Source organism: Pectobacterium peruviense, assembly GCF_003312355.2.
GTDB classification, from domain to species: Bacteria; Pseudomonadota; Gammaproteobacteria; order Enterobacterales; family Enterobacteriaceae; genus Pectobacterium; species Pectobacterium peruviense.
Genome location: NZ_CP161826.1, coordinates 1,274,812 through 1,293,744, shown reverse-complemented (window position 1 = coordinate 1,293,744; position 18,933 = coordinate 1,274,812). Strand labels below are relative to the sequence as shown.

Annotated in this window: 15 protein-coding genes; 7 read left to right on the top strand and 8 right to left on the bottom strand. The window is 54.4% G+C overall.

Annotation, left to right across the window (positions count from 1 at the left end; all coding sequences use genetic code 11):
- Positions 1 to 148 precede the first annotated feature (148 nt).
- The gene (dgt, locus tag DUT67_RS05915; RefSeq protein ID WP_113627972.1) at positions 149 to 1,660 is read right to left on the bottom strand and encodes a dGTPase; all 1,512 of its coding nucleotides are present in this window, start codon (positions 1,658 to 1,660) and stop codon (positions 149 to 151) included.
- 123 nt (positions 1,661 to 1,783) lie between these two features.
- Between dgt and mtnN the strand changes: the two genes are divergently transcribed.
- The 3 genes from mtnN to DUT67_RS05900 all read left to right on the top strand — a co-directional run bounded on the left by mtnN (position 1,784) and on the right by DUT67_RS05900 (position 3,836).
- Positions 1,784 to 2,482 carry a 5'-methylthioadenosine/S-adenosylhomocysteine nucleosidase gene (gene mtnN / locus DUT67_RS05910; protein WP_113627971.1) on the top strand — a complete coding sequence of 233 codons (699 nt, stop codon included), beginning with the start codon at positions 1,784 to 1,786 and terminating at the stop codon, positions 2,480 to 2,482.
- A gap of 3 nt (positions 2,483 to 2,485) precedes the next feature.
- A complete protein-coding gene (btuF, locus tag DUT67_RS05905) occupies positions 2,486 to 3,325 on the top strand; it encodes a vitamin B12 ABC transporter substrate-binding protein BtuF (protein WP_113627970.1) in 840 nt (279 codons plus the stop codon).
- 232 nt (positions 3,326 to 3,557) lie between these two features.
- Entirely contained in the window at positions 3,558 to 3,836 is a 279-nt protein-coding gene (locus DUT67_RS05900) for a hypothetical protein (RefSeq protein ID WP_048261603.1), read from the top strand.
- A 138-nt stretch (positions 3,837 to 3,974) separates the two neighbouring features.
- Here DUT67_RS05900 and erpA read toward each other — a convergent pair whose 3' ends face one another.
- Positions 3,975 to 4,322 (bottom strand): iron-sulfur cluster insertion protein ErpA, encoded by a 348-nt coding sequence (gene erpA, locus DUT67_RS05895; protein ID WP_005969047.1) that lies wholly within the window; start codon positions 4,320 to 4,322, stop codon positions 3,975 to 3,977.
- Between the two features lie 267 nt (positions 4,323 to 4,589).
- On the opposite strand from erpA, the gene hemL reads away from it, so the two are divergent.
- Both hemL and DUT67_RS05885 read left to right on the top strand, forming a co-directional pair.
- On the top strand, positions 4,590 to 5,870 hold the full coding sequence (gene hemL, locus DUT67_RS05890; RefSeq protein ID WP_113627969.1) for a glutamate-1-semialdehyde 2,1-aminomutase: 1,281 nt from the start codon (positions 4,590 to 4,592) through the stop codon (positions 5,868 to 5,870).
- 172 nt (positions 5,871 to 6,042) lie between these two features.
- The gene (locus DUT67_RS05885; protein WP_113627968.1) at positions 6,043 to 6,666 is read left to right on the top strand and encodes a glutathione S-transferase family protein; all 624 of its coding nucleotides are present in this window, start codon (positions 6,043 to 6,045) and stop codon (positions 6,664 to 6,666) included.
- Positions 6,667 to 6,668: 2 nt separating this feature from the next.
- Here DUT67_RS05885 and DUT67_RS05880 read toward each other — a convergent pair whose 3' ends face one another.
- Positions 6,669 to 8,129, bottom strand: a complete 1,461-nt coding sequence (locus tag DUT67_RS05880; protein ID WP_113627967.1) for a PLP-dependent aminotransferase family protein — start codon at positions 8,127 to 8,129, stop codon at positions 6,669 to 6,671.
- Between the two features lie 135 nt (positions 8,130 to 8,264).
- On the opposite strand from DUT67_RS05880, the gene DUT67_RS05875 reads away from it, so the two are divergent.
- Positions 8,265 to 8,855 carry a LysE family translocator gene (locus DUT67_RS05875; protein ID WP_113627966.1) on the top strand — a complete coding sequence of 197 codons (591 nt, stop codon included), beginning with the start codon at positions 8,265 to 8,267 and terminating at the stop codon, positions 8,853 to 8,855.
- A gap of 42 nt (positions 8,856 to 8,897) precedes the next feature.
- Here the strand turns inward: DUT67_RS05875 and fhuB are convergent, their stop codons facing one another.
- From fhuB to hrpB, 5 genes are all read right to left on the bottom strand, one after another.
- On the bottom strand, positions 8,898 to 10,916 hold the full coding sequence (fhuB, locus tag DUT67_RS05870) for a Fe(3+)-hydroxamate ABC transporter permease FhuB (protein WP_113627965.1): 2,019 nt from the start codon (positions 10,914 to 10,916) through the stop codon (positions 8,898 to 8,900).
- On the bottom strand, positions 10,909 to 11,835 hold the full coding sequence (fhuD, locus tag DUT67_RS05865; RefSeq protein WP_113627964.1) for a Fe(3+)-hydroxamate ABC transporter substrate-binding protein FhuD: 927 nt from the start codon (positions 11,833 to 11,835) through the stop codon (positions 10,909 to 10,911). Before fhuD ends, fhuB begins: the two co-directional genes overlap by 8 nt.
- 16 nt (positions 11,836 to 11,851) lie before the next feature.
- Entirely contained in the window at positions 11,852 to 12,649 is a 798-nt protein-coding gene (gene fhuC / locus DUT67_RS05860) for a Fe3+-hydroxamate ABC transporter ATP-binding protein FhuC (protein ID WP_113631587.1), read from the bottom strand.
- A 613-nt stretch (positions 12,650 to 13,262) separates the two neighbouring features.
- Positions 13,263 to 15,743 (bottom strand): bifunctional glycosyl transferase/transpeptidase, encoded by a 2,481-nt coding sequence (gene mrcB, locus DUT67_RS05855; protein ID WP_113631574.1) that lies wholly within the window; start codon positions 15,741 to 15,743, stop codon positions 13,263 to 13,265.
- Positions 15,744 to 15,845: 102 nt separating this feature from the next.
- Complete coding sequence (gene hrpB, locus DUT67_RS05850; RefSeq protein WP_113631586.1) at positions 15,846 to 18,290, bottom strand: ATP-dependent helicase HrpB; 2,445 nt, start codon at positions 18,288 to 18,290, stop codon at positions 15,846 to 15,848.
- Positions 18,291 to 18,383: 93 nt separating this feature from the next.
- Here hrpB and thpR point away from each other — a divergent pair, with 93 nt between their 5' ends.
- A complete protein-coding gene (gene thpR / locus DUT67_RS05845) occupies positions 18,384 to 18,914 on the top strand; it encodes an RNA 2',3'-cyclic phosphodiesterase (RefSeq protein WP_113631573.1) in 531 nt (176 codons plus the stop codon).
- The last annotated feature ends 19 nt before the right edge of the window (positions 18,915 to 18,933 follow it).

Sequence of the window (18,933 nt, the reverse complement as noted above, 5' to 3'; positions counted from 1 at the left end):
CCGTGTACCCGACACCGGGTACACTCAGTGGTCGTGCTGTATGAGATAAATATGAACCAACAATGTTCCCGAGGGGAAGAGCGTGAAGCGTAAGGAAATATTGAACGGCTTTACAAAACTCGCGATTTCCGTTGCAGCCTGTTCATGGCTAATCCGCCGCCATCAGTTTGCGGTACTCGTCGTAGGCGTACAAATCCGTCATACCGCTGATGTAATCCTGAATCAGACGTGCCCGATAATAATATTCACGGACGATCCGTTCAGGTCCAGCGACCCCTTCCAACTCAGTGACCGCTTCGCGATAGGCCAGACAATGCTTGCTGGATAACTTGTGATAAAGCCGCGTTTCAATCGGATAACGTTTGTGCGTATCGTCGCTGACCAGCTGGCTGAAATCCTGGTAAGGCATCTCGAGCAGTGGGCTATAAATATCCAGCAGGCCGCGAATCACACGGTCACCCTGTAGCTCCAGTTGCTCAACCTCATGGTGATTGAAAACGTGCTTTAAGGCGACATGCTTGAAGATCCCTAACAGGCGATTCTGCGGACTATCATCCTCAAGCAACGCCTGATTAAACGATCCGGCATGGATCGCTGGCAGGTTATCGATAAAACGCTTCGCGGCATGGGGCACCATCTGCTGCACGGTGTTAACACGGAGATTCATAAAGAACTGGTCGTCGTGACTGCGCCATTTTAAACGCTCACGCTCTTTGTAGGCATATTCAATCGTTTTGGCGAAAATGTCTTTCTCTGCGCCTGCGCCCCAGTTTTCACGCAACAGATCGTACAGTTCTTCGATTGTGAGGATATCTTTCTCGACGGCATCTTCTAAATCCGCGATACAGTAGGACACATCATCAGCCGCTTCCATAATGTAGCTCAGCGGATGGCGGTGAAATTCCCCCATATCCAGCTCTTCACGCAGCCGCAAGACAAATGCTTCTTCTGCCAGATAGTAACCCGGCTTCTTCATCAGATAGTTGTAATCGGCGGGAAGATCGCCGTGCCAATACGCGGGGCGGGTATATTTCAGGATACAGGCTACTTGACTGTAGGTCAGATTGAGTTTCAGCAGCGTATGCACCAGCCGGATCGCTTGCGCATTGCCTTCAAAATGGCTTAGATCCTGCCGGATCTGCCCGCGCAGATCGTCTAGCCCATCCTGCTGCATCCGCAGCGTAGGGACTTTACAATCATCGACGCGTTCCGGGGATTCACTGTCCAGATAATGGCTATCCAGCAATTTTCTGAACCATTGATTAATCGCGGACTCGCCAAAATGGCCAAACGGCGGATTGCCGATGTCGTGCATCAGACATGCCATTTCAACCAGGCTTTCAAACGGCGTTTGTCTATCCGCTAGCCCGAGCGATTCCAGTCGGCCGTCGGCTTGCAGACGGTGCAAAATCTCTTTTGCGATGTAACGGCCAACCTGCTGAACTTCCATCGAGTGGGTGAGACGGGAACGTACCGCCGCATTACGTTCCAGCGGAAAGACCTGGGTTTTTTGCTGTAATCGGCGAATGGCAGCGGAGTTAATAATACGACCGCGATCGCTTTCAAACTGACGCACAATCGCATATTCACTCTCAGCCGTTTTAGGTCGACTGAAATGCCGCTGAAAGCTCATTTTTTTGGCGAAATCGATATCAGACATACAGTTCTCCCTGTCATCCCGCTACAGCACAATGATGGATACTCCATCTCATCCCGCTAGCCATGATAGACTAACGTCCGCGATATACACCTTCCATTTATAACAGAATTTACGGGGAACCTTATGAAAGTCGGTATTATCGGCGCGATGGAACAAGAAGTAACGCTGCTGCGCGATCGGATTGAAAACCGTCAGACCTTCCAGCGTGCGGGTTGCGAAATCTACACCGGACAAATCAACGGCGTAGACGTCGCGCTGCTTAAATCCGGTATCGGCAAAGTCTCCGCCGCACTCGGTACCACTCTGCTACTGGAACATAGCAAGCCGGACGTAGTGATTAATACCGGTTCCGCTGGCGGCCTGGCATCCACACTGAACGTCGGTGATATCGTGATTTCCGATGAAGTGCGCTACCACGATGCCGACGTGACGGCCTTTGGCTATGAACCCGGCCAGATGGCGGGCTGCCCTGCCGCTTTCCCTGCCGATGAAAAACTCATCGCACTGGCGCAGGAAGCCATTGCCGATTTACAGCTGAATGCCGTGCGCGGTCTGGTTGTTAGCGGCGACGCCTTCATTAACGGCGCAGAGCCGTTAGCACGCATCCGCACTACCTTCCCGAAGGCTATTGCCGTAGAAATGGAAGCCACCGCGATCGCACATGTCTGCCATCAATTCGCCGTACCGTTTGTGGTAGTTCGCGCGATTTCTGATGTGGCCGATAAAGCCTCACACCTGAGTTTTGATGAGTTCCTGAGCGTTGCTGCACAGCAATCAACGCGGATGGTAGAAGCGATTCTGGCCAAGCTGGCTGCACGCTAATCGATGACCGTCAGGTTCCTCTGCTGGCTGACAGGGCTGCTGCTCTGCACCGCCGCTTATGCCATTCCGCAACGTGTTATCAGTCTCGCACCACACGCGACGGAAATGGCCTATGCGGCTGGAATGGGCGAACAACTGATAGCGGTCAGCGCTTGGTCAGATTACCCGCCGGAAGCGAAAAAGCTGGAACAGGTTGCCTCCTGGCAGGGAATCAACCTTGAGCGGATCCTCGCACTCAAGCCCGATCTTATTCTGGCCTGGCGCGAGGGTAACCCGCAGCGTCCGCTGGAACAGCTCGCTAATTTCTCGATTCCCATCGTTTATCTGGATGCGAAAACGTTAGACGATATTCCGGCGTCATTACGACAGTTGGCAACCTATAGCCGCCATCCTGAACAAGCCGAACGGGCCGCGACAGATTTTCAGCAGCAAATAGGCGAACGACAACACGCGGATGAGAAGCATAAGGCAGCACACATAGCGCCATTGCGGGTATTCATTCAATTTGGCACTCAGCCGCTGTTTACATCTTCAAAAGCGACGCTGCAAAGTCAGATCGTTTCACTGTGCGGGGCAGAAAATATCTTTGCCGACAGCCCAGTACCCTGGCCGCAGGTAAGCCGTGAACAGGTGTTAAGACGGCAGCCACAGGCCATTATTATCGGCGGTACGCCAGATAAAATTGCCAATGCACAGGCATTTTGGCAACCGCAGCTAGCGGTTCCCATTATTACCGTCAATGAAGACTGGTTTAGCCGTAGCGGCCCTCGCTTGCTCTTGGCAGCACAACAAATTTGCTCTCAATTAACAGAATTAAGATCCACGTCTTCGTCAGCAAAGTGATTGTTAATTAACACTGTGAAATCATTCCGATAACAATAACTTCATTAGTATACAAGTTGTAACACTAGCAGGCTTTTATTTCGCCATTATTTGCCGATAATCTGAGCGTAACGGTGGAATCATAGACACCAATAAAAGGTGTTGATTACCACTCGGCGATAAAGCCAAAGCAATATGCAGTAAATAAAAATTTTGAACCGATATCGGTTCCTTTACACCAGGTAGCTTTAACATGAAAAGTGCGTTGCTTTACGCGGGTCTGCTGATGGCGGCCTGTAGCACGGCATATGCAGGGAGTCAGGGTGGGCAAATTAACGCTCAACTGACGATATTACCGTCGTGTGGCGTCACGCCGCAATCCGGTCAATATCAAATGAACTGTAACGTAGCATCTGTACCTCAACCTAAAATTACTGAGTCACGTATTCAGGTCGATCAGGCAAAATTTTCTACCTCCGCGACAAAAACGACGCAAGGTACGGAAACACGGTTGATTACGGTCGAATGGTAACCACAGTAAAACACGGGGCGTATTTTTTAACGCTTCTGTGGCAGGTTAATTGTTATAAAAAATGTCTGCTATAAAAAAACCGTGTCTCAATAAGACACGGTTTTTATTTTTTAGTCGGTGAATAACTGTAATGCGGGATCAGACGCTGAAAGAGGAACCACAGCCACAGGTAGATTTCGCATTCGGATTCGTCACGATGAAGCGAGAACCTTCCAGCCCTTCGGTATAATCGACTGCTCCGCCAACCAGATATTGCAGGCTCATCGGATCAACCACCAGCGCCACGCCCTGTTTCTCAATGGTCATGTCGCCATCGTTGATTTGATCATCAAAGGTAAAACCATACTGGAAACCGCTACAGCCGCCGCCCGTGATGTACACGCGCAGTTTCAGCTCTGGGTTTTCTTCATCAGCAATCAGGTTTTTCACCTTGCTTGCCGCCGCATCGGTAAATTGCAGAGGCAGTGCTGCTATATCGTCGCTCATATTTTTACTCCCAACTCAGGGCTTATCAGGTGATAGACCCACATTCATATGCTTATTATCCGGCAGGATTAGAAAACGTTCAAGATTTGACAGCTGCTGTTGAAATAATCGCCGCATTATGCCGCTTCATATTCCCCTCAGCCAGTACTCTCAGTGGGTATGATGCAACGCGTTTTCAAGTGAAAACCTGCACAGCGATTTCATAACGGCGGTCAGTTCATTAGAATACCCCTACATTTTACGATCAAGACCAGTCAGGACCGCGTAATGAACAAATCTGAAAGCCTGTATGCTGCGGCGCAGCAACTTATTCCCGGCGGTGTGAATTCACCTGTTCGCGCCTTTAACGGCGTTGGCGGCACCCCGCTGTTCATCGAACGGGCAGACGGAGCCTATCTCTACGACGTCGACGAACAGGCGTACATTGATTACGTGGGATCGTGGGGTCCGATGGTACTGGGTCACAATCACCCAGCGATTCGTGATGCAGTCATTGCTGCCGCAGAACGCGGTCTGAGTTTCGGTGCTCCCACTGAGATGGAAGTGCAGATGGCGCGTCTCGTCACCTCTCTAGTGCCGAGCATGGATATGGTGCGGATGGTCAACTCCGGTACAGAAGCCACCATGAGCGCGATTCGTCTGGCGCGTGGTTACACAGGCCGCGATAAAATCATCAAATTTGAAGGCTGCTACCATGGTCACGCCGACTGCCTGCTGGTAAAAGCAGGCTCTGGTGCGCTGACGCTGGGTCAACCGAACTCTCCCGGCGTTCCGGCCGACTTCGCCCGTCATACGCTGACCTGCGTCTATAACGATCTGTCATCCGTACGCGCCGCGTTTGAACAATACCCCGACGATATCGCTGCGATCATCGTCGAACCCGTCGCGGGCAACATGAACTGCGTTCCACCACTGCCGGATTTCCTTCCCGGCCTGCGTGCCCTGTGTGACGAGTTTGGTGCCCTGTTCATCATCGATGAAGTGATGACCGGCTTCCGTGTCGCACTGGCGGGTGCGCAGTCGCACTACGGCGTGGTGCCGGATCTAACCTGTCTGGGGAAAATCATCGGCGGCGGCATGCCAGTCGGCGCATTCGGCGGCAAGCGTGAAGTCATGCAGGCGCTGGCACCAACTGGCCCGGTTTATCAAGCGGGAACGCTCTCCGGCAACCCCATAGCCATGGCCGCAGGCTTTGCCTGTTTGACCGAAGTGGCGAAACCCGGCGTACATGAAAAGCTCACCGCGTTGACCAATCAGTTGGCTGACGGCCTGCTGACTGCCGCGAAAGCCGAAAATATTCCGCTGGTGGTTAATCAGGCAGGCGGCATGTTCGGCTTGTTCTTTACCGATGCCGACAGCGTTACCTGCTATCAGGATGTGATGAAGTGCGACGTCGAACGCTTTAAGCTTTTCTTCCACATGATGCTGGAAGAAGGGATTTATCTCGCGCCGTCAGCTTTTGAAGCAGGCTTTATGTCGCTGGCACATACGCCACAGGACATCGAACGCACCATCGAAGCCGCACAGATCTGCTTCTCGCGCCTGTAAAGCGAACGCGTACACCATGGCGTCACGGAATGACGCCATGGCAGCTAAATAACAGCCCTCTACCCTCTACTTCTGCCTTCCACTTTTTTCGTCAGAATTACCGTTCGAGAATGACAAGCCATTTCAAATTGGTTATGAGTAAGTCTACTTGCCTGAAAATAGCGGAGAAGTCATGTTAAAGGTTCTAGGACGCACGTCGTCGATCAACGTTCGGAAAGTGCTGTGGCTGTGTGATGAGTTGGCGATTCCCTTCCACCGCGAAGACTGGGGTGATGGCTATAAGTCACCGCAATCGCCGGAATTTTTGGCGCTCAATCCGAATGCCATGATACCGGTTATTCAGGATGAGGACTTCGTCATGTGGGAATCGAACGCGATCTTACGCTACCTCGCCAATGCGAAAGACGGAAGCTGGCTCTACCCACAGGATCCGCGTAGCCGCGCCGCGATAGACCAATGGATCGACTGGCAGGCCACCGAGCTCAATCCCTCATGGCGTTACGCCTTTATGTCGCTGGTACGTCAGTCTCCCACGCATCAGGATCCGCAACTGCTAGCCGAATCCTGCGCGCTTTGGTCGCGCACCATGGGCATTTTGAATCAGCAATTGGAGCAGACTGGTCACTACGTTGCAGGACACGCGTTTACGCTGGCCGATATTCCTATCGGGCTCTCGGTAAACCGCTGGTATGAAACGCCGCTGGAACACACAGACTATCCTGCCGTCCGCGCCTACTATGAGCGCTTAAGCGAGCGAGCAGGCTACCTAATCTGGGGACGAAACGGCACGCCATAACGCTATTCTGCGCTACCCGGCCCCATGCCGCTCATTTCACACGCCAGTGCGCCAGCACGCTTAAGTGCATACGTGTAGCGTTCATCAAACGGGTAGCAGCAAGACAGCCGAAGCGCATGCTTACAGCGACCACTCAGCGTGTAGAGCTCACCGGGCGTGACGCAAATCTTCTCTTGCAGCAGGCGATGGAATAACTCAACCCCATCTACACCGCCCGGTAATTCCAGCCAGAAGACAAATCCACCCTGCGGCTGCGTCGCGCGCGTACCCTGCGGGAAATGCCGGGCAATCAGCCCACGAGCCTCATCCATCTGCGCGGCATAGCGGCGACGCAGCGTGCGCAGATGATGATCGTAACCGCCTGACTCCAGAAACTGCGCCAGCGTTTCTGATAGCAACGCCGATTCCGCCATTGACGACACCGCTTTCAATCGCGCCACTTTTGCCCGGAAACGCCCCGACGCTATCCAGCCGATGCGAAAATCGGGTGCCAGCGTTTTCGTGAAGCTGGAGCAGTAAATAACCCAACCCTCGCGGTCGAAGGCTTTCACAGTCGGCGACAGCGGCCAGGTAAACTGAAGCTCGCTGTATAATCCATCCTCAATAAGCGGTACTTGGTAGTCGTTCACCAGCTTTGCCAGCCGCTTTTTATCCGCCAGCGTCATACTGCACCCTAACGGATTCTGCGCGTTCGGCATGGCGATAATCGCCTGTAATCGATTTTCTGAGAGCAGTAGTTCCAGTGCATCCAGCGCGAGGCCACGCTGCGGATCGGTAGGAATCTCCACCGTTTTCAATCCCAGACTGGCTAGCAGAGGAAAGAGATAAAAATAGGTTGGCGTTTCCAGCCCCACACAGTCGCCCGGCTGCGTAACCGTACGTAACGCCAGTTGTAACGCTTCCATACAGCCGTGAGTGATCGTGATGTCCTCACGGGTCAATGTCATACCCAAATCCATCGCTCGACGCGCCACTTCGCGTCGCAGCCGTTCACTGCCCGGCGGCAGCGCATAGCGCCCAATCAGTTCAGGCTGTCGTCGCAGCAAGGAGGCGGCAATGCGGCTGATCTTCTCAGTCGGATAGAAATCAGCATGCTGCGGGCACGCCAGAGAAATATTGGTGTAGTCGGGGTGAGTTTGGGCAGCAAACACGGTATCAATCAGATCCAGTTTTTCACTGCCCGGCACAATCACCTGCGCACGGTGAGGTTTGCTTTCCGTTAGCGACGGCAGACGCCCTCGGACAAAATAGCCGGACTGTGGTCGTGCTTCGATCAGCCCGCGATCTTCGAGAATACGCCAGGCATTCAACACCGTGTTGACACTCACCTGATGTGAACCAGCCACTCGACGAATAGAAGGCAAACGGCTTCCCGATGCTAGCGTCCCTTGATGAATGGCCGTGGCGAAGGTTTCCGCGAGTTGCTGATAGAGCGTGCTTTCTTGTGAATCGATGATGGACACAGTTCCCCCGCCAGCCAATGAGTACAGTTAACGATTAATGCGCTTTGTACCCATTACAATAATCATTTTGTGTATCTGTAACCATTTATTTTTTCTGCCTACTATAGTGTTCTTCCCCATCATCAGGATAACACCATGCTCGATCCTTCTTTTTTCAGCTACGTCACCGTTATGTCGATCACGCCGGGGCCAAATAATCTGCTGCTGGCGACGTCAGGCGTCAATTTTGGTCTGCGTCGTACGTTACCGATGCTGATGGGCATTGTCATGGGTTGCGCGATACAAACGGTGTTGATGGGCGTGGCATTGGAGCTTTTGCTGAGTTGGATGAGCATGATCCGCCTTCCCCTTACCGTGTTGGGATGCGCCTATTTACTGTGGCTATCGTGGAAAATCGTGCGCTCGTCGGCACCAGAATTACAAGGGCGAGTACAGCCGATGACTGTACTGCAAGGAACATTATTTCAGGCGGTAAACCCGAAAGCCTGGTTGATGTCCAGCAACATCGCGCTGCTTTATACCGCCAGCAACGGCATTTTCACCATTATGATCGCCTTTATGGCGCTCAATCTGCCCTGCATTTTAGTCTGGGCGCTACTCGGCGATCGCATCGGTAAACATCTTCAGGAACCGTGGAAACTGAAAGCTTTCAACGGCGTCATGGCGCTTTCTCTGGTGCTCACCACGTTCTGGATGCTGGTCGAAGCCATCAACGTCTCCGGCTAATCACATGGCGTCGACGGGTTTCCCTTCCCACCGACGCTCGCGTTATTTCACCTGTTTGCGCAACAGATAAACAAAGTAAGGCGCGCCGATAAACGTCGCGAGCAGCCCTGCCGGAATCTGCGCCGGAAAGAGGATCATCCGGCCAAACCAGTCCGCAATCACCATCAGTGCCCCACCAATCAGCGCAGAGCTCGCAATTTGCGGCAACACGCGACTAAAGCCCAGCATCCGCGCCATATGTGGTGCCATGAGGCCCACAAAGCTCATCGGGCCAACCATCATGGTTGCCATCGCAGTCAGCACCGAAGCCAGCAGCAAGACCAGCAGGCGAACCGGCGTGACGGCTACACCAAGGGATCTGGCTGTTGTGGTACCAAGCGGCAGAATACGCAGCCAACGCTGACAGAGCGGGACGATCAATAGCAGCAGAATCGCGATTACTGCCGTGCGTATCGCATCTATAGGTTCGACCGCATAGGTTGATCCCGACAGCCAGGTCAGTACGGTGCCCATACGCGGATCGCCACTGGCTAACAACAGCGCAATCACGGTAGAGAACGCCATACTCAGCGCGATCCCCGCCAGCAGCATACGCTGCGTGGAGAAACCGCCTCGTCCGGCGATAATCACCATGACCAACAGTGTCAATGCTGCCCCCGCGCTTCCGGCCGGAAGCAGCCACACGAACGCGTTACTGGGGATGAAAAACAGTAAAATAATGACGCCAAACGATGCGCCGGAGCTAATCCCCAGCACCTCCGGGCTCCCCATCGGGTTACCCGTTAATTTCTGTATTAGCGTTCCTGCCACCGCCAGCATGACCCCAGCGGTTAGCGCAGCCAGAACTCGAGGCCAGCGCCATGAAAGCAGTTGCGCTAACACATCGCCACCGCCCCACTGCCAACCTTCCGCATCTTTCCCCAACATCAACGCCGTGATAATCACCATTCCCAGCAGCATGACGCCGAGCAGCAGCCACTTTCCCCACAGGCTACGTTCGAGTGTCGGCGTGCTATTACTGTCGACCATCGCGGGTTGACCGCTATTACGCAGGCGCGGTAGCAGCCACAGTAGCAGCGGCGCGCCAATCAGCGCCGTTGCCGCGCCCGTTGGTACGTCAAGCCACACTCGGCTCAGCCAGATAACGCCCTGATCGGTGAGACCAAGCAGCAGCGCCCCCAGCAGCGGGGCTAATAAGAGTCGGTGCAGTAAACGCCGTGCACCCAGCATTTTCGCCAGCAGCGGCGCAAACAGGCCGATAAAACCGATAATGCCCGCCGCATTCACCAACTGCGCACACAGGAAAATCCCCAACCCAAGCGCACTCAAACGTGCCAGCGACAGCCCAAGCCCCAGATTACGCGCAACGCCGTCATCCAGTCCCAGCAGCGTTAGCGGACGAATCAGAAGCAGTGCCAGACAGAAACACACCACGAGACGTGGGAGAACAAACTGCACATTGCTCCAGTCCTGCTGGTTCAGCACGCCGCTGCTCCACAAGAATAAGCCTTGAAGCTGTTCATGATGGAAGAGCACCAGCAGTTGATTGACCGCACTACAGTAGAAACTCAGCACCAACCCCGCCAGTATCAGCGTCACTGGCGATAACCGCTTGCCCCAGGCGACGCCAAACACCAATGCGCCAACCACCAGCGCACCGATCATCGCAGCGGCCTGCTGGATCCATTCGCCGCCGGGCAGCGCCCACAGCGTTACCACCGTGATACCTAGCTGTGCTCCTGTGGCGATCCCCAGCGTTGATGGTTCGGCCAGCGGATTGCGCAAGACTTGCTGGAACAGCACGCCACACAGCCCCAGCCCAGCACCAATTAGCGGCGCCAACACCATGCGTGGTAACAGGCTGTAGTGGAACAGAAGCTGCTGCATGTTGTTCAACGCGGGCTGCGTCAGCGCCTCAAACCACTGCGACACAGGTAATTGCTGCTGCAAATTGTAGCTACCCATTCCCAGAATCACGAGCAGCAGAAAACCAATCAAAACAATGGGAAGTACCAACGGGTGAACGGCACGCTTGTGCGCGACAGACAGAGAATTAGGCATGTTTTCTCGCCTCCAATGCCTGATTCAATACGCGACAAAAGCGCATCGCCGAAAGCGTTCCGCCATACAGCCAGACGGCAGGCACGCGTTGTAAACGCTGTTGACGCACAAATGGCATGGCCTGCCAGAGCGGATTATTATCAAGCTGCGCGCTGATGGCGCTATCGCCGTGTTCGAAGCAGAGCACATTGGCATCACCGATTTCCACCAGACGTTCAATGCCCACAATCGTACTGCCCCAGAAGCTGGTTTCACCCTGCCAGGCATTCTCTATCCCGACATGATCCATCACTTCCTGAAAAAGACTGTTCTTGGCCATTACCAGCACATGGCGACTATCGACCAGCGTGATAAGCAACAGAGGCCGCTCGGTATACGGCTGAAGCGTGATATTTTCCTGCTGGAGAAACTGCGCCAACTCCGTCAGATGCCGTTCTCCAGCCGCCTTCATATTTAGCGCATCGGCCAGTTTCATCACTGAGGTCTGTGCCGATGTCAGCGGTTTTCCCTGTTCGCTGCTAAACCCAAAGCCTAGAAGCGGAGAAATGCGGGACATTTTCGCGACCGAAGGGCCATAACCTTCAGAGTAAAGAATCATGGATGGGCGAATCTGCGTCAGCAACTCAAGGTTAGGCTCAGTACGTAACCCCACATCAATCACTGACTCTGGCAACGCAGGCTCTTTCACCCACAGGTTGTAATTATGCTTATCGGCAATCGCGAAGGGCGTAATGCCCAACGCCAGAAGCAGTTCAACAGGCAACCATTCCAGCGCCACAATACGGCTTAAATCAGGAAAAGCACGTGTAGCACCTTTGCTCGCCGCCGAATAAACCAGCGGCGACAGCAGCAGCGCCGTCAATAGACGACGGCGCAGCGGATCGGGGGAATACGGGGAAGAAAAAAATTCAGGCATCATTAGCAGGTAAACCGAGTTAACAAACGAAGCTGACCGGTGCGCCACCAGCCGGATGAGGCAGAATGCCCATGGGAATGCCGTAGATACTTTCCAGCACATCCCCTTGCATCAGCGCGACAGGCTCACCCTGCGCAATCATTTTACCGCCGCGCAATGCCACCAAATGATCGCAGTAACGGGCGGCCATATTGATATCATGCAGCACCGCAATCACGGTAATACCGCGTTCGTGGCTCATGCGCTGGATCAGCGCCAGAACCTCAACCTGATGCGCAATATCCAGTGCGGAAGTCGGTTCATCCAACAGCAGGCAGCGGCTATCCTGCGCCACCGTCATCGCCAGCCAGGCTCGCTGCCGTTCACCGCCGGACAGACTATCCACCAGACGGTTAGCAAACGGCTTTAATCCCACCAGCGTGATGGCCTCTTCGACCTTTTCCCTATCGGCGCTGCCGAAACGACCCAATGCACCATGCCACGGGTAACGCCCTACAGCGACCAGCTCACGCACGGTCATCCCTTCAGCAGCGGGAAGCTGCTGCGGCAAATAGGCAACCTGACGGGCGAACAATTTGCTGTCCCAGCTTCCGGTCGCCTGTTCACCCAACAGCGCGGTACCGCTGCTGGCAGGCTGATGGCGACCCAGAATTTTCAGCAATGTCGATTTGCCTGAGCCATTGTGCCCAATCAGACCACACACTTTCCCCACCGGAAACGTGATCGATAACGGGTGTAGCAGCGTGCGTCCGGCGACGGAAAAGCTGACGTCATCCAGTCTGAAAGTGGTATCAGGCAGTACAGTTTGATTTTGCATAGCGCTTTTGATTTTTAATGTCACGGACGGAAAGGGGTTAAGCGGAGATCGCTATTCCCGTAACTATCGAACCAGACTCATAACGATCAAGCTAAAAGAGAACGATAATGATTACGATAAAGGCAGCATGATAGGCGCAACAGAATGCCAATCGCAAGACTTTTACCTATTGGCATCAGTTAGCATGGCAGGAAAAGCGGCATCTGGCAGGATGTGGTGTTCACCCCAAAACAGCAGAGAAAAAATACTCATAGATTCAGCCTATTAGGCACATTTCATGCCACTATTGAGGCAGTTTCGTGCGCGATAATACCGTTATTTTCATGCTACCTTGTAGCACGCGCCCGACATAGGGGGCTACGCCAGCCCCCTATGAACCCTGGCTTTTGGCGGGAACTATGCCGCTAAAGCGGTGCCTTCGTCGATATCAGGCTTAACGGACCGCTTGCGACACGTTCCTGACGTGGCGCAAGCTTTCGCCGCGTCCATGCGGCGGCTCATCCTAAGCCAGCTATCTCCTCAGCATAATTTTTTACGCCGGATAACGACAAAACGCGTGATACCCCTGTCTTTGTCTATAAGAGACAATAGATTAATCGGGGGCTGTTAGAGATTATTGACCAAACATTTCTTTGATCCAGTCAGCGACGCCTTCGCCGTTTTGCTGGCCCTGCTGCGCGGAAGGCTGCGGCTGGCTAGCCTGACACAATGCCTGAGGATTATCCGTCCAGACTGGCAATACGCGTCCGGCGCTGCTGCCGTTGCAGACAAAGTTGCCGCTAGCATCCACCGTCATGGTCGTTATGCCTTCCGGCGGCGTCAGCATCAACGGCAGTGGCGTTTGGTTTTCCAGATAGCGGCGATAAATCGTCAGTGCACCGTTCGCCCCGGTCAGTTTGGCCGGGCCGTTGTTATCACGTCCTACCCAGCTAATCGCCACTTCTTTACCGTCAATCCCGGCAAACCAGCTATCACGCAGGTCATTAGTAGTACCGGTTTTGGCTGCCAGATGATAATTCGGGAATTTCACCGCCAGTGACCGCGACGTACCACGTTCGACCACCTGCTGCATGCCGTATAGCGTCAGATAGGCCGCCTGTGCCGGAACCGCTCGTTCAGCCTGCGGGAAGCTCTGATACAGCACAGTGCCATCTTCCGCAATCACCGAACGCAGTGAGGAAAGTGGAGCACGATTGCCGCCGCTGGCGATCGTCTGGTATTCCTGCGCCACTTCCATCGGCGTTAGACTGATCGCCCCCAACAGCATCGCCGGTACAGTCTGAATCACGTTTTCGGGGATACCTAAACGCTTCAACGTTGCCGTGACCTGATCCAGCCCCACGGCCATCCCCAGATTGACGGTCGGGACGTTCAGCGAGTTTGCCAACGCATCGACTAACATGACGCGGCCGCGGAATTCACGATCGTAGTTCTTCGGCTGCCACACTTGTCCGTTAGGCTGCTTGAGCGACAGCGGTTCATCTGCCAGCAAGGTATTCAGACGATAGGTATCCGGCTGGCTCAACGCCGTCAGGTAGGTCGGCGGCTTAGCCAGCGATCCGACAGGGCGACGCGCCTGTAGCGCACGGTTAAACCCAGCGTACTGTGTTTGAGCACCGCCAACCATCGCGCGGACTTCGCCACTAAAACGATCGACAATCACCATTGCCGCTTCAAGATCGCTGACGTTACGGCCTGCACGCAGTGCCGGTATACCGACTTCCACCGCTCTTTCTGCTGCATCCTGCGAGACGGGATCGAGCGTGGTAAAGACCTTCACGCCGGAGAGATCGTTAACTTTGTCGCCAAGCCGCTGTTGCAGCTCCTGACGTACCATCTGCATAAATGCTGGCTGAGGACTGATTACGCCACCTTTCGGCTGTACGCCCAGCGGACGCGCACTCAGCATGTTGTACAGGTCGGCATCAATCACCTGCTGATTCTGCAACAGGCGCAGCACCAGATTACGTCGCTCTAACGTAATATCTGGGTTACGCCACGGGTTGTACAGCGACGCCCCTTTCACCATCCCCACCAGCAGTGCCTGCTGATCGAGACTCAGTTCATTCACCGGACGACCAAAGTAATACAGGCTGGCAAGCGGGAAACCACGGATCTGATCGTTACCGCTCTGACCGAGGTACACCTCATTCAGATACAGTTCAAGGATACGATCCTTGCTGTAGCGATAATCCATGATCAGCGCCATATAGGCTTCGTTGGCTTTACGCCACAGCGAACGTTCGTTGGTTAGGAACAGGTTCTTAACTAACTGTTGCGTCAGCGTACTCCCGCCCTGCACTGCCCGCCCCGCCGTGATGTTCGCTAAAAACGCACGACCAATGGAGTACAGGCTGATGCCATCGTGTTCATAGAAATGACGGTCTTCGGTCGCCACCAGCGTATCCACTAACAGATCGGGGAAACCAGCACGTGGCACGAACAAACGCTGTTCGCCATTCGGCGACTGCATCATGGTGATCAGTTTTGGATCGAGACGGAAAAAGCCGAAGTTACGCTGATTGTCCAGATTCTGGATCTGCGACAAACGATCGTTGGCAAACGTCAGGCGCGCCTGAATCTGCCCTTCTTTTCCATCGGGGAAATCAAACGGACGGCGCAGCATATCGATACTGTTGCCACGCACGCTGAATTCGCCCGGACGAGTAATACGGCTCACCTGACGGTATTGCATACCTTCCAGCAGGCTAATCATCTCTTTCTGGCTATAGGCCATGCCAGGCTCGAGGTTGACCATGCGGCCATAGACGGCAGCCGGCAACTGCCAGACTTTGCCTTCAATACGGCTGCGAATCTGGCTGTCGAGATAGACGCCATAGATCGCCATCGCTACGGCAAAGATCAGGAACAGCTTGATCGCCAGCCCCAGCCAGCGCCGTCTTCTTTGCGATTTCCGCGTCATTTTGTCATCGCCGTCGTAATCATCATCGTCGTCATAGTCGTCCTGATAATCGTCATAGTCATCATCATCATAGTCGTCATCCCTGCGACGTCGTATGGCCTGCTTGCGTTCAGGCTTACGTTTTGGCGCTTTCCCTTTACGTCCGATAGGTTCGCGGTCATCCCGAGACATTACAATAACTTCTCCATCAGGTTGTTCACGGCTATCTGCTCTGCGCTCAAGCCGCCTACTCTGTTTCCAGCCTCTTTTTTGGGAAAGCGGAAACGTCTGAAATTAGTGATTCTGATATTTCTTGGTACGTCGCGTTGGAGCCGTATTCGCTGGATCGTCAGGCCAGACATGCTTGGGGTAACGCCCCTTCATCTCTTTTTGCACCTCGCGGTACGTGCCTTGCCAAAACGCCGCTAAATCGCGCGTAATCTGTAGTGGACGCTGTGCTGGCGATAAAAGTTCCAACACTAGCGCCACACGACCTTCTGCTAGCAGCGGGCTCTGCTGCTCGCCGAACATTTCCTGCATCCGTACCGACAGCACCGGTGGCTTATCGTCATAATAAGCGATAGGCAAACGACTACCACCGGGTGCCGTGTAGTGCGTAGGCAATGCGCTATCCAGCCGCTGACGCAACGACCAGTCCAACAGCCGCAGCAGCGCATCGCTCAAATTAATCTGGTGCAGCGCACGTAAATCACGCACGCCAGACAGTGACGGCTGCAACCAGATTTCCAGCGTTGCCAGTAGCGTGTCGTCGTCCACTTGCGGCCAGTCAACCTCGGGTAACCACTGGCAAGCACACTGTAGTCGCGCGCGTAGCTGCAACGCCGCAGCGTCCCAATTCAATGCTTTGAGCCCCTGCTCCCGAATCCAGAATAGCATCGCCTGCTGTAATGCTTCATCGGAAGGCTTATTTAACGAGCGCGTTCGCAGAATCAGGCAACCTATTTGGTCACGCTGGCTGGCGCGCAGAGTACCCTTTTCTTCGTCCCAGTGCACCACGTTACGTTCATTTATTAATCCAGATAACCGCCGTTCCAGCCGCTCAATATCCAGCGGCAACGCCAGTAGAATCCGCGCATCTGCGCTCTGGTTATTCTGCAACAGTGCTGGTGCCAGCAGCCACTCGTTACCTGACAACGCGTCATCAGCCGACATCATCGCGCCGCTACCGTTAGCGAGCTGGTAACGCCCATCCTGACTGCGCCGCCGGGCGATACGATCAGGGAAAGCCTGTGCCAGCAGCCAATCGGCTTCGCCACTATGAATATTCCCCGATGTTGTCGATAAACGGCGTGTCAGCTGTTTTGCCCGCCGCAACCAATGAGGGAGCGGGCGATGCAGCCAGTCAGCCAGATTGATCGACCCGCTACGCGGCGGCTCTTCGAGTATCGCCGCCAAACATCCTGCGGTCGCCAACGCATCTGAACCTTGCAGTGACGCGGCATACAACATCGTTGCCAGTCGGGCATCACTGCCGAGTGCCGCAATTTTCCGCCCCTCAGCGGTCAACCGACCTTGGTCATCGGTAATACCAAGCTGGCGTAGTAATTGGCGTGCGGCATAAAGCGCAGGCGCCGGTGGCATATCCAGCCATGTGAGCTGCGCCACATCGGTACAGCCCCACTGTAATAAATCCAGCCAGACGCTGCTTAAATCACTATTCAGAATCTCGGCTTCACTTTGCACCGCGGCGCGCTCTGCCTGTTCGCGAGAGCACAGATGCCAGCAAATACCGGGACTTAAGCGCCCTGCTCGTCCCGCGCGCTGTACCATCGAGGCTTGACTGATTCGCTGCGTCACCAGCCGAGTCACGCCGCTTTTCACATCGAAGCTCGCTACGCGCTCAAGGCCGCTATCCACCACCAGCCGGATACCTTCAATTGTTAGACTGGTTTCAGCGATGTTGGTGGCTAACACCACCTTACGACGGCCCGGCACCGCAGGCAGGATCGCCTTTTGCTGTTCCGCCAGCGTCAAGGCGCCATATAAAGGACAAAGATCGGTCTCGCTCGACACGCTATTTTCCAGCAGCGCCTGCACGCGGCGAATTTCCGCCACGCCGGGTAAAAACAGCAGCAGCGAGCCGTCTTCTTCACTGAGCAAACGCCGCACCTGTCGCGCAACACCCTCTTCCAAACGATCCTGGCTATTTAGCGGTGCGTAACACCGTTCTACCGGATAACTACGGCCTTCGGAAACCACACAGACGGCTTCCGGCAACAGCGCTGACAGCCGCACATTGTCGAGCGTGGCGGACATAATCAGCAGCTTTAAATCGTCACGCAGCCCCTGTTGTACATCCAGCAGCAGCGCCAATGCCAAATCGGCCTGCATGCTGCGCTCATGGAATTCATCAAGGATGATTAGCGCGACACCTTGCAGTTCCGCATCCTGTTGTAGTAAACGGGTCAACATGCCTTCGGTGACGACTTCCAGTTTCGTTGCATCACTCACGCGGCTTTCCGCACGCATGCGATAGCCTATCGTTTGCCCCGGTTCTTCCCCCAACTGCTGCGCCAAACGCCAGGCAACACTCTTCGCTGCCAGACGGCGTGGCTCTAGCATGATGATTCGCCCGTTCACGTTGCCCTGTTGCAGTAATTGCAACGGCAGCCAGGTTGATTTTCCCGCCCCCGTTGGGGCATTGAGTAGCACCTGAGGCGCGTTATGTAGCGCCGTTATCACATCATCCAGCACGGCGCTGACGGGCGGTAAAATCACAGACATCTCCGTATAAGGTTAACTTTCAGCGGCGAGCATTGTAGCATCTGGATGAATGTAGCACCGGATGGAATCAGAACAAGAGAGCGCACCATGTCAGCCACCCGCCGCCTGTTTTTTGCCTTATCACTGCCGGAAACCACACAGCAAGAGATTATCCGCTGGCGTGCCGAACACTTTCCTCTGGAAGCTGGCCGTCCAGTTGCCGCAGCCAATCTGCATCTGACGCTGGCGTTTTTAGGCGATGTGAGTGAGCAAAAGGCGCAGGTCTTACAGACCTTAGCAAGCCGTATCCGCCAGCCTACGTTTACCCTGACGCTGAATGACGCTGGACATTGGCCGCGTCCCGGCGTTGTCTGGCTAGGCTGCCGCCGTGCACCGCGTGGATTGTTACAGCTCGCGGAACTGTTGCGCTCTCAGGCAGCACGCAACGGCTGCTATCAAACAGCATTGCCTTTTCACCCACATATTACGTTATTGCGCGGCGCGACTCGCCCGGTTGCGATTCCCCCCGCCACCTTTAGCTGGCAGGTCGACATGACGCACTTTTCGCTTTATGAGTCACTTTTCGACAATGGCAAAACCCGCTATCAACAGTTGGAAAGCTGGTCATTTATTAAATAGACGGTTAGAACAGGATACT

What these genes read in the sequence shown, in the direction of transcription:
- dgt (WP_113627972.1), bottom strand. Translation starts at nt 1,660, where the DNA reads ATGTCTGATATCGATTTCGCCAAAAAAATGAGCTTTCAGCGGCATTTC.
- mtnN (WP_113627971.1), top strand. Translation starts at nt 1,784, where the DNA reads ATGAAAGTCGGTATTATCGGCGCGATGGAACAAGAAGTAACGCTGCTG.
- btuF (WP_113627970.1), top strand. Translation starts at nt 2,486, where the DNA reads ATGACCGTCAGGTTCCTCTGCTGGCTGACAGGGCTGCTGCTCTGCACC.
- DUT67_RS05900 (WP_048261603.1), top strand. Translation starts at nt 3,558, where the DNA reads ATGAAAAGTGCGTTGCTTTACGCGGGTCTGCTGATGGCGGCCTGTAGC.
- erpA (WP_005969047.1), bottom strand. Translation starts at nt 4,322, where the DNA reads ATGAGCGACGATATAGCAGCACTGCCTCTGCAATTTACCGATGCGGCG.
- hemL (WP_113627969.1), top strand. Translation starts at nt 4,590, where the DNA reads ATGAACAAATCTGAAAGCCTGTATGCTGCGGCGCAGCAACTTATTCCC.
- DUT67_RS05885 (WP_113627968.1), top strand. Translation starts at nt 6,043, where the DNA reads ATGTTAAAGGTTCTAGGACGCACGTCGTCGATCAACGTTCGGAAAGTG.
- DUT67_RS05875 (WP_113627966.1), top strand. Translation starts at nt 8,265, where the DNA reads ATGCTCGATCCTTCTTTTTTCAGCTACGTCACCGTTATGTCGATCACG.
- fhuB (WP_113627965.1), bottom strand. Translation starts at nt 10,916, where the DNA reads ATGCCTAATTCTCTGTCTGTCGCGCACAAGCGTGCCGTTCACCCGTTG.
- fhuD (WP_113627964.1), bottom strand. Translation starts at nt 11,835, where the DNA reads ATGATGCCTGAATTTTTTTCTTCCCCGTATTCCCCCGATCCGCTGCGC.
- fhuC (WP_113631587.1), bottom strand. Translation starts at nt 12,649, where the DNA reads ATGCAAAATCAAACTGTACTGCCTGATACCACTTTCAGACTGGATGAC.
- mrcB (WP_113631574.1), bottom strand. Translation starts at nt 15,743, where the DNA reads ATGTCTCGGGATGACCGCGAACCTATCGGACGTAAAGGGAAAGCGCCA.
- thpR (WP_113631573.1), top strand. Translation starts at nt 18,384, where the DNA reads ATGTCAGCCACCCGCCGCCTGTTTTTTGCCTTATCACTGCCGGAAACC.